Genomic DNA, 9,850 nt, shown 5'->3' with positions numbered 1-9,850 from the left:
GTCCTGGAAGCCGGGCAGCAGCAGCTTGCCGGTGAGGTCGACGACCTCCGTCCTCGGGCCGATCAGCTCCCGGACCTCGTCGTGCCCGACGGCGGTGATCCGCCCGCCGGTCACGGCCAGGGTGCTCGCCCGGGTGCGGGCCGCGTCACCGGTGTGGACGGGGCCGTGGGTGAAGACCAGATCGGCGTCGGTCATGGGTGGTGCTCCGTTCTCGGGTCGTGCGGGGTGGTGCGGGCTGCGGCTCAGCGGGCCGTGCGGAGGAAGTACGGCGAGCGGCGCCGCCAGCGGGCCCAGGCCGCCACGGGCAGTCCGCTGGCGATCATCGCGATCACCACGGAGAGTTCGAACCACCCGTTGTCGGCGGCGAGTTCGAAGTGGTCAGTGGAGTCGTAGAAGGTCCAGGCCAGGTAGCCGCCGACGGCGAGCAGTGCCGCGGCGCCCAGCAGCGGGCCGACGACCGCGCGCAGGCCCTCCAGCACGCTGGTGCGCAGCAGGTGGCGGAAGCGGACGGCGGCGGCGACGGCGGTGAGCGCGTAGTAGAGGGCGACGACGATGCCGATCGCGTTGACGGCGGCGGAGATGAGGTCGTTGACGGTCGGGATGGCGATCGCGCACAGGGCCAGGGCGACGGCGATCGCGGTGATGAGGAGGGTTCCTGCGGCGGGTGTGGCGTGCCGGGGGTGCAGCCGGGTCCAGACCGGGCCGAGCACCTGGTCGCGTCCCATCGCGTACATCCCGCGGGCGGTCGGGATCACCGAGGACTGCAGCGAGGCCACGGCGGAGAACATCAGCGCGATCAACGGCAGTGCGGCCAGCGGCTGTTCGGCGAGCTTGGTACCGAAGTAGGTCAGTCCGTGGGCGCCGTTGTCGGCCAGCTCGTCGATCGGCAGCACCCGCTGGAAGGCCGTTCCGGCGAGCAGGAACAGCGCCAGCATCACCACCAGGGCGAGCGTGCCGGCCCGGGAGGCGTCGCGCGGGTCGCGGACCTCCTCGCCGACGCTGAACACCGACTCGAAACCCCAGTAGCAGAACACCGCCAGCACCATGCCCTGGGCGACCGCGTCGAAGGAGGGGATGTCGAAGGGGTTGAACCACTGGAGCGAGAACGGCTGGTCGCCGGCGAACAGCCCGTAGCCGCAGAAGCCCAGCAGCACGACGTACTCGAAGATCAGCAGGGTCTTCTGCAGCCTGGCCGCCAGGTCCAGCCCGCGCACCGCGACCAGTGCGGCGCCGACCAGCACGACCAGGCCGATCAGGGTGCACTGGACGGTCGAGTCGGCGTCGAGCCGCAGGCCCGCGACGCTGCGGACGTGGGCCAGGTCGAGGAGTTGGACGATCGAGGAGCCGGTGACGGTCGTGGTGTAGGCCATGAAGACCACCGTGCCGACGGTGTTCACCCAGCCGGTGAGGAAGCCGAGCCAGGGGTTGAGCGTGCGGCCCACCCAGCGGTAGCTGCTGCCGGCGTCGGGTTCGGCGGTGTTCAGCCGCCCGTACCCGCCCGCGATGGCGAGGACGGGGAGGAAGGCCAGCAGCATGATCGCGGGGAGGTGGAGTCCGACGACCCCGGCCATCAGCCCGAGACCGATGCCGATGCTGCTGGTCGCGGCGGTGCTGGAGGCGGCGATCGCCGCCCCGTCGAGGAGGCCGAGGGACCTGGGCATGGAGACGTGGGAGCCGCTGGTGTCCGTTCTCGGACCGCTGCCCGTGGCGTTCGCCGTCGATGCCAAGGGATCACCGCCTTGGGGGTGTTGGTGTGGGGGGTGGGGGAAGTGCGAGCCATGAAACCGGGGGAGCCAAAATACGTCAATGCTGTTGTCATAAGAACGGTGACGATCGTCCGCCGGGTCGGGTCCGCGTCTACCGGGGCCTCGCGTCGGCCCTGCTACCCGATCGCCCGCATGCCCCTGGCGCGGGCGATCCCCGACGCCGTGTCGGACCCGAGGAGGTCGAGGACCTTGCGGGCCCGGCCCGGTCGGCCGGACGAAGCCAGGACGCCCCCGCTGAAGACCGAGTTGATCGCGGTGTCGCCCGGCAGCGGGCCGACGACGACGACGCCCGGCAGGTCCGTCAGCTCGCTGCGCTGCTGGAAGGCCAGGTCGGCCCGGCCGGACGAGAGCAGGCTGCCGGCGGGCACCCCCGCCGGCGCCTGTACGAGCCGCTCCGAGAGCGTGCCGGTGAGCCCCAGTCGGGTGATCAGCCCAATGAGAGCCGTCCCGCTGGGACCGGTGGAGTACGCGACCCCCGTCGCGGACAGGAGCGCGGCCCGCAGGTCGGATTCCGAGTCGAGCGCCGGTACCGGCGCCCCGTCCGGTACCGCGGCGACGACCTGGGAGACCCACAGCGGGCGCGCCGTGCCCCTCAACACGAGTCCTTCCTCCTCCAGTTCGGCCAGTGCTCCTGCGGCGAGGACGAGCAGGTCGGCCTCGGCGCCCTCGCGCACCCGCCGTGCGACCTCGACGCCACCTGCGGACTCGAAGCGCACCGGGATGCCGCAGGTGTGCCGGAGATGTTCGGAGAGGTCGGCCAGGACCGGCCGCGTCGCCATCGAGGACAGTCCGGAGATCTCTTGGTTCACATCGCCTCCTTGGGATCCGGCAGCCGGTACGACGCGTGCCAGGGGGCTTCGCGCCGGTCTGCGAGACTGGCCGGATGATCACACCCCGGAGCACGGCGGCCGGAAAGGTCCTTGAGGTCCTCGCGGCCTTCGACCGTGAGCACCCGTCGCAGACACTGTCGGAGATCGCTCAGCGTACGGGCTTGGCCTTGAGCACCACGCACCGCGTGGTCACGGAGCTGGCGGGATGGGGAGCGCTCGAACGCGCGGAGGACGGATCGTGGCACATCGGGCTGCGCCTGTGGGAGATCGCTTCGGGGTGTCCGCGGACCCAGATCCTGCGCGACGCGGCCCTGCCGTTCATGCAGGATCTCTACGAGGCGACCCATGAGAACGTCCAGCTCGCGGTGCGCGAGGGCACGGAGCTGGTCTTCGTCGAACGGATCGCGGGGCACGGGTCGGTCGAGGTGGTCACGATGGTCGGGTCCCGGTTTCCCGTCGGCTCCACCGGGATGGGCCGGGTGTTGCTGGCGCACGCGCCCCGGGAGATCCAGGAGGAGGTCCTCGAATCGCCGCTCCGGGCCTGGACCCAGCACACCGTCACCGACCCGAAGGCGTTGCGGACGCAGCTGGACCGGATCCGCCGTGAGCAGGTCTTCGTCAGTGACCGACAGCTCTCGGAACGCTCGGTCGCGGTGGCCGCGCCGGTGCGGATCGGTCGGGCCGGCCCGGTGAGCGCCGCCCTGGGGATCGTCATCGCGGCGCGGGGTGCGAGCCGTGCGCGCGGGCTGCGCGAGCCGCTGCTGAGGGCTGTGCGGGGGATCTCCGACGAGCTCGGCAGGCGGGCCCGGACGACGGCCTGACCGACGGCGGCTTCCGCCTGGCGGAAAGAGCGGCGACGGGGCGGGGGGCCGGATGCCAGCGTTCGGGTTGTTCGCAACCCCCACGCAAACCGCTCAGGAGATGCCATGGCCGATGCCATCGTCGACACTGTCGCCTCGGTCCCCGTCGCCGTCGTCGGTGCCGGCCCGGCCGGACTGATGCTGGCCCATCTGCTCGGGCGAGCCGGGGTGGAGACGATCGTGCTCGACACCCGCACCCGGCACGAGATCGAGACGACGCACCGGGCCGGCATCCTCGAAGCCGGCGCGGCCCGGGACCTGGTCGAGACCGGCGTCTCCGAGCGGATCCTGCTCGACGGCCACGAACACGAGGGCGTCGAGCTCCGGTTCGGCGGCCGGCCGTACCGCGTCGACTTCAAGAAGCTGGTCGGCGCATCGGTGTGGCTCTACCCGCAGACCGACGTGTTCATCGACCTGGCCGACGCCAGGGAACGGGACGGCGGCACGGTCCACTTCGGAGTCAGGGACACCGAGGTCCTCGACATCACGACCGACACCCCCCGGGTCCGCTGGACCGCGCCCGACGGGACCCGCCACGAAGTCCGGGCACGGTACGTGGTCGGCGCCGACGGCTCGCGCAGCATGTGCCGCGATCTGGTGCCCGAGGACCGGCGGGCGCGCTACGGCAAGGAGTACCCCTTCGCGTGGTTCGGCATCATGGCCGAGGCTCCGACGAGCGCGCCCGAGCTGGTCTACGCCCACTCCGAGCACGGGTTCGCGCTGATCAGCCAGCGCTCCGAGACCGTGCAGCGGATGTACTTCCAGTGCGCCCCCGACGAGGCCGTGGACGCCTGGCCGGACGACCGCATCTGGGAGACGCTCCAGGCCCGGGTGGCCGGTGAGGACGGCTTCCGGCTCAAGGAGGGGCAGATCATCGAGAAGACGGTGCTGCGGTTCCGCTCCTTCGTTCAGGAGCCGATGCGCTGGGGCTCGATGGCGCTGGCGGGCGACGCCGCGCACACCGTACCGCCGACCGGCGCCCGCGGGCTGAACCTGGCGCTGCACGACGTGAAGGTCCTCGCCGGCGTCCTGCTGCGGGCGCTCGGCGGCGAGGGCGCGGCAGCGCTGGACGACTACCAGCCGCGCGCCCTCCAACGGGTCTGGCGGGCACAGAACTTCTCGTACTGGATGACCCGGCTGCTGCACACCGCGCCCGGCGCCACGCCGTTCGACCTGCGGCGCCAGCTCGGGGAGCTCGACAACGCGGTGGGCACCCGGGCCGGGCGGACCTTCCTCGCCGAGCAGTACACCGGCTGGCCCACCGCAGCCCAGGACTGACCCGGACCCCACCAGGAGAGCATGCATGATCATCGACTGTCACGGCCACTTCACCACCGCACCACCGCAGTTGGCGCACTGGCGGGACCGGCAGGTGGCCGCGGCCGACTCCGCCGGCGACGCACCCGACCCCGACACCCTCAGCATCACCGACGACGACCTGCGCCAGGCGATCGAGGGCAACCAGCTGCGGCTCATGGACGAGCGCGGCAGCGACCTGACGATCTTCTCCCCGAGGGCCAGCTTCATGGCCCACCACATCGGCGACTTCGAGGTCTCCTCGGTGTGGGCGCGGATCTGCAACGACCTGGTCCACCGCGTCAGCACGCTCTACCCCGACCGGTTCGCGATGGGCGCGATGCTCCCGCAGTCGCCCGGCGTCGACCCCGCCACCTGCCTGCCCGAGCTGCGCCGCGCGGTCGAGGAACTCGGTGCGGTGACGGTCAACCTCAACCCCGACCCCTCGGGCGGCAGGTGGACCGCTCCGCCGCTGACCGACCGCAGCTGGTACCCGCTCTACGAGGCGATGGCCGAGTACGACATCCCGGCCATGATCCACGTCAGCACCTCGTGCAACCCGGCCTTCCACACCACCGGGGCCCACTACCTCAACGCCGACACCACGGCGTTCATGCAACTGGTCCAGGGCGATCTGTTCGCCGACTTCCCGACGCTGCGGTTCGTGATCCCGCACGGTGGCGGCGCGGTGCCCTACCACTGGGGGCGGTTCCGCGGCCTGGCGATGGCGCTCGGCAGGCCGGACCCCGGGACGCTGCTGGACAACGTCTTCTTCGACACCTGCGTCTACCACCAGCCCGGCGTCGACCTGCTGACCCGGGTCATCCCCAGCCGGTCGGTCCTCTTCGCCAGCGAGATGATCGGCGCGGTCCGCGACATCGACCCGCACACCGGCCACCACTTCGACGACACCAAGCGGTACGTCGACGCCACGCCGCACCTCTCCGACGAGGAGCGGGCCGCCGTCTACTCGGGCAACGCCCTGCGCGTCTACCCCCGCCTCGCCGCCCGCCTCGCCGCGGCCGGCCGCTGAACCCAGGAGAACGAACGCATGGAGCACACCGAGATAGGCGTCGTCCACACGTCGGTCACCCGCGCCGCCCCCGAGGCGGTCGCCGCACTGTCGGCGTTCGGCGTGGCGACGATCCACGAGGCCATGGGCCGGGTCGGACTGATGCGCCCCTACCTGCGCCCGGTCCACCCCAAGGCCCGGCTGTGCGGCACGGCGGTGACCGTCCTGCTGCAACCCGGGGACAACTGGATGCTGCACGTCGCCGCGGAGCAGATTCGCGAGGGCGACGTCGTCGTCGCCGCCTGCACGACCGAGAGCGAGGACGGGTTCTTCGGTGAACTGCTCGCCACGTCCTTCCGCTCACGGGGATGCCGGGGCCTGGTCATCGACGGCGGCGTGCGCGACGTGGCCGACCTGGAGGAGATGGACTTCCCGGTCTTCGCGCGGGCGGTCAACGCCAAGGGCACGGTGAAGGCCACCCTCGGCTCGGTCAACGTGCCGGTGGTCTGTGCCAACGCGCTGGTCCGGCCCGGCGACGTCGTCGTCGCGGACGGCGACGGCGTCGTCGTGGTGCCTCGCGAGCGGGCCGCCGAGGTCGCCGAGGCCTCGGCCGCGCGCGAGGCGGGGGAGGCGGGCAAGCGCGCGAGGTTCCGCGCGGGCGAACTCGGCCTGGACATCTACGGCATGCGCGGCCCGCTGGGCGCGCTCGGGCTGCGGTACGAGGACTGAGGATGACCACGACCTTCGAGAAGACCCCCGGCTGGCTGGACTGGTACTCCGGTCCGAGCCGCCCGGAGTTCCACCTGCCCCCGGGCGCCGTTGACGCCCACTGCCACGTCTTCGGGCCCGGTGCGGAGTTCCCGTTCGCCCCCGAGCGCAAGTACACCCCGTGCGACGCGTCGAAGGACCAGCTCTTCGCCCTGCGCGACCACCTGGGCTTCGCCCGGAACGTGGTGGTCCAGGCGACCTGCCACGGCGCCGACAACAGCGCCATGGTCGACGCCCTGCGAGCGTCGGGAGGCCTGGCCCGCGGGGTCGCGACGGTGCGTCCCGGGATCGCGGACGCGCAGCTGCGGGAGCTGCACGAGGCCGGTGTGCGCGGGGTGCGGTTCAACTTCGTCAAGCGGCTCGTCGACGCGGCGCCGCAGCGGGACCTGTGGGACGTCGTCGAGCGGATCAGACCGTACGGCTGGCACGTCGTCGTCTACTTCGAGGCCGCCGACCTCGCCGACCTGCGTGAGTTCCTCCTCTCGATCCCGGTGCCGCTGGTCGTCGACCACATGGGCCGGCCCGATGTCGCCAAGGACCCGTACGGCCCGGAGTTCGAGGCGTTCCTGGACTTCCTGCGGGCCCGGCCCGACATCTGGTGCAAGGTCACCTGCCCGGAGCGGCTGTCGGTGAGCGGCCCGCCGGCCCTCGACGGGGAGCGGACGGCCTACCGCGACGTCGTCCCGTTTGCCCGGCGCGTCGTCGAGGAGTTTCCCGACCGGGTGCTGTGGGGCACCGACTGGCCGCACCCGAACCTCACCGACCACATGCCCGACGACGGCCTGCTCGTCGATTTCGTGCCGCACATCGCGCCGACGCCGGAGCTGCGGCACAGGCTCCTCGTCGACAACCCGATGCGCCTGTACTGGCCCGAACCGGACTGAACCGTCCCACGAACGGAGGACCCACCCATGTCGCTGGACAAGAGCTACAAGCTGGTCCCGGGGACGACCGTCTTCGACGCCGAGCAGTCCGCCAAGGGCTACCACCTCAACCAGTTCTGTATGTCATTGATGACGGCCGAGAACCGGCACAGCTACCTCGCCGACGAGCGCGCCTACCTGGACGCGTGGCCACTGCGGGAGGAACAGAAGCAGGCGCTGCTCGACCGCGACCTCAACGCGGCGATACGCGAGGGCGGCAACATCTACTTCCTCGCCAAGTGGGGTGCGACGCTGGGATTGTCGTTCCAGCAGATGGCCGGCTCGATGACCGGCATGACCGAGCAGGACTACCGCGACATGATGGTCGCCGGCGGCCGCTCCATCGTCGGCAACCGGATCGATCACGCCGTCCTCGAAGCGGCCCACGCCGACCGGACGCCGCCGGCCGAGCACGCCACGATCACCGGCGCCGTCTTCACCTCGCACGTGCCCGCGATCGGCGCGGCGATGGACCACCACAAGACCGACGAGCCCTACTGGCAGCCCGTCTTCGGCGGCTACGAGTACTCCAGGCGGTGGGAGCGGGAGAACCTCCCCGACGTGGTGTTCCTGGTCTACAACGACCACGCCACCGCCTTCGACCAGTCGGTGATCCCGACCTTCGTGCTCGGCACCGGCGCGGTCTACCCGACCGCCGACGAGGGCTACGGACCCCGGCCCGTCCCGGGCATCGAAGGCCACCCCGACCTCGCCGCGCACATCGCGCACTCGCTCATCAGGGACGACTTCGACCTCACCCTCGTCAACGAGATGAGCGTCGACCACGGCCTGACCGTCCCGCTGTCACTGATGTTCGGGGACGTCGAGGCCTGGCCGTGCAAGGTGATCCCGTTCCACGTCAACGTGGTGCAGTACCCCGTGCCCTCGGGTGCCAGGTGCTTCCGGCTCGGCCAGGCGCTGCGCAGGGCCATCGAGTCCTACGACCGGCCACTGAACGTCCAGGTGTGGGGAACCGGCGGCATGAGCCACCAGCTGCAGGGCCCCCGGGCCGGCCTCATCAACCGCGCCTGGGACAACGCCTTCCTGGACCGGCTGGTCGAGGACCCGACCGGCCTGGCGCGGGTTCCGCACCTGGAGTACGTCGAGGAGGCGGGCTCGGAAGGCATCGAACTGGTCATGTGGCTGATCGCCCGCGGTGCGATGAGCGACATCGACGGAAGCGGCGAGATCGAGGTCAAGCACCGCTTCTACCACGTCCCGGCATCCAACACCGCCGTCGGACACCTGATCCTGGAGAACCACCCGCGGGCCGCGGTGCCCGCCGTGAAGGAGTGACATGACTGACGACCGGACCGTCCGGATCGCCCTCGCAGGAGGCGGCGCCTTCGGTGCCAAGCACGCGGCCGCGCTCAGGCGGATCAAGGGCGTCGAGGTGACCGCTGTCGTGAGCAGCTCCCTCGACAGCGCCCGGAAGTTCGCCGAGGAGCAGGGCGTGGGCCGAGGCGTCGCGGCGCTGGAGGAGGCGCTGGCGATGGACGACGTCGACGCCGTCATCCTCGCCACGCCCACGCCGATGCACGCCGCGCAGACGCTGGCCTGCCTGGAGGCGGGCAAGCACGTCCAGGTCGAGATCCCGCTGGCCGCCTCGCTCGCCGACGCCGAGGCGTGCCTGGCCGCGCAGCAGCGCACCGGGCTCGTCGCGATGGTCGGGCACACCCGGCGCTTCAACCCCAGCCACCAGTGGGTGCGCCGGCGGATCGAGGCCGGGCAGTTCCGGATCCAGCAGATGGACGTGCAGACGTTCTTCTTCCGCCGCACCAACCTCAACGCCCTCGGGCAGCAGCGCTCCTGGACCGACCACCTGCTGTGGCACCACGCCGCGCACACCGTCGACCTGTTCGCCCACCAGACCGGCTCGCCGATCGTGCAGGCCAACGCGATCCAGGGACCGATCCACCCCGAACTCGGCATCGCGATGGACATGTCGATCCAGCTGCGCGCGGAGAACGGGGCCATCTGCACCCTGTCGCTGTCGTTCAACAACGACGGGCCGCTCGGCACCTTCTTCCGCTACATCGGCGACACCGGCACCTACCTCGCGCGCTACGACGACCTGGTCACCGGCAAGGACGAGCCGATCGACGTGAGCGGCGTCGACGTCTCGATGGACGGCATCGAACTGCAGGACCGCGAGTTCGTCGCCGCCATCCGCGAGGGCCGGGAGCCGAACTCCTCCATCGCCCAGGTGATGTCCTGCTACCGGACGCTGGCGGGCCTGGAGACGCAGCTCGCCGCCGCCCCGGGCGCGTGAGCGCGGTGTCGTAGGCGGCGCCCGGCGCCGCACCGCCCGGGGGGGGCGGCCCTGGCCGGAGGGGCGGACCCCGCGCGCAGGCGAGTCAGGCGGGGATCTCCGGGACACACGCGAAGAGACAGA

General features: G+C 71.4%; 9 protein-coding genes and 1 pseudogene. 7 read left to right on the top strand and 3 right to left on the bottom strand.

What is annotated here, in order from left to right:
• From ACWGJO_RS25135 to ACWGJO_RS25125, 3 genes and pseudogenes are all read right to left on the bottom strand, one after another.
• Positions 1-195: pseudogene (locus tag ACWGJO_RS25135) on the bottom strand (amidohydrolase); the annotation flags it as partial.
• Positions 196-242: 47 nt separating this feature from the next.
• Positions 243-1,661 carry an APC family permease gene (locus tag ACWGJO_RS25130; RefSeq protein WP_452187055.1) on the bottom strand — a complete coding sequence of 473 codons (1,419 nt, stop codon included), beginning with the start codon at positions 1,659-1,661 and terminating at the stop codon, positions 243-245.
• Positions 1,662-1,882: 221 nt separating this feature from the next.
• Positions 1,883-2,575, bottom strand: coding sequence for a substrate-binding domain-containing protein (locus tag ACWGJO_RS25125; protein ID WP_452187053.1), 693 nt, complete (start codon positions 2,573-2,575; stop codon positions 1,883-1,885).
• Between the two features lie 74 nt (positions 2,576-2,649).
• Here ACWGJO_RS25125 and ACWGJO_RS25120 point away from each other — a divergent pair, with 74 nt between their 5' ends.
• The 7 genes from ACWGJO_RS25120 (at position 2,650) to ACWGJO_RS25090 (ending at position 9,727) form a co-directional block, all read left to right on the top strand.
• The gene (locus ACWGJO_RS25120) at positions 2,650-3,417 is read left to right on the top strand and encodes an IclR family transcriptional regulator (protein WP_452187051.1); all 768 of its coding nucleotides are present in this window, start codon (positions 2,650-2,652) and stop codon (positions 3,415-3,417) included.
• Positions 3,418-3,522: 105 nt separating this feature from the next.
• On the top strand, positions 3,523-4,734 hold the full coding sequence (locus ACWGJO_RS25115) for a 4-hydroxybenzoate 3-monooxygenase (RefSeq protein ID WP_452187049.1): 1,212 nt from the start codon (positions 3,523-3,525) through the stop codon (positions 4,732-4,734).
• A 25-nt stretch (positions 4,735-4,759) separates the two neighbouring features.
• Entirely contained in the window at positions 4,760-5,785 is a 1,026-nt protein-coding gene (locus ACWGJO_RS25110) for an amidohydrolase family protein (RefSeq protein WP_452187047.1), read from the top strand.
• 18 nt (positions 5,786-5,803) lie between these two features.
• A complete protein-coding gene (gene ligK / locus ACWGJO_RS25105; RefSeq protein ID WP_452187045.1) occupies positions 5,804-6,493 on the top strand; it encodes a 4-carboxy-4-hydroxy-2-oxoadipate aldolase/oxaloacetate decarboxylase in 690 nt (229 codons plus the stop codon).
• A 2-nt stretch (positions 6,494-6,495) separates the two neighbouring features.
• Positions 6,496-7,416: an amidohydrolase family protein gene (locus ACWGJO_RS25100; protein WP_452187043.1), complete on the top strand. Its 921-nt coding sequence runs from the start codon at positions 6,496-6,498 to the stop codon at positions 7,414-7,416.
• Positions 7,417-7,443: 27 nt separating this feature from the next.
• The gene (ligA, locus tag ACWGJO_RS25095; RefSeq protein WP_452187041.1) at positions 7,444-8,751 is read left to right on the top strand and encodes a protocatechuate 4,5-dioxygenase subunit alpha; all 1,308 of its coding nucleotides are present in this window, start codon (positions 7,444-7,446) and stop codon (positions 8,749-8,751) included.
• 1 nt (position 8,752) lies between these two features.
• Entirely contained in the window at positions 8,753-9,727 is a 975-nt protein-coding gene (locus ACWGJO_RS25090; protein ID WP_452187039.1) for a Gfo/Idh/MocA family oxidoreductase, read from the top strand.
• Positions 9,728-9,850 lie beyond the last annotated feature (123 nt).

Source organism: Kitasatospora sp. NPDC054795, assembly GCF_053611565.1.
The sequence above is the reverse complement of the archived record's forward strand: the minus strand, read 5'-3'. Positions and strand labels throughout refer to the sequence as shown.

Coding starts and splice junctions, on each gene's coding strand:
- ACWGJO_RS25090 (WP_452187039.1), top strand. CDS start 8,753: ATGACTGACGACCGGACCGTCCGGATCGCCCTCGCAGGAGGCGGCGCC.
- ACWGJO_RS25110 (WP_452187047.1), top strand. CDS start 4,760: ATGATCATCGACTGTCACGGCCACTTCACCACCGCACCACCGCAGTTG.
- ACWGJO_RS25115 (WP_452187049.1), top strand. CDS start 3,523: ATGGCCGATGCCATCGTCGACACTGTCGCCTCGGTCCCCGTCGCCGTC.
- ACWGJO_RS25120 (WP_452187051.1), top strand. CDS start 2,650: ATGATCACACCCCGGAGCACGGCGGCCGGAAAGGTCCTTGAGGTCCTC.
- ligK (WP_452187045.1), top strand. CDS start 5,804: ATGGAGCACACCGAGATAGGCGTCGTCCACACGTCGGTCACCCGCGCC.
- ACWGJO_RS25100 (WP_452187043.1), top strand. CDS start 6,496: ATGACCACGACCTTCGAGAAGACCCCCGGCTGGCTGGACTGGTACTCC.
- ligA (WP_452187041.1), top strand. CDS start 7,444: ATGTCGCTGGACAAGAGCTACAAGCTGGTCCCGGGGACGACCGTCTTC.
- ACWGJO_RS25130 (WP_452187055.1), bottom strand. CDS start 1,661: ATGCCCAGGTCCCTCGGCCTCCTCGACGGGGCGGCGATCGCCGCCTCC.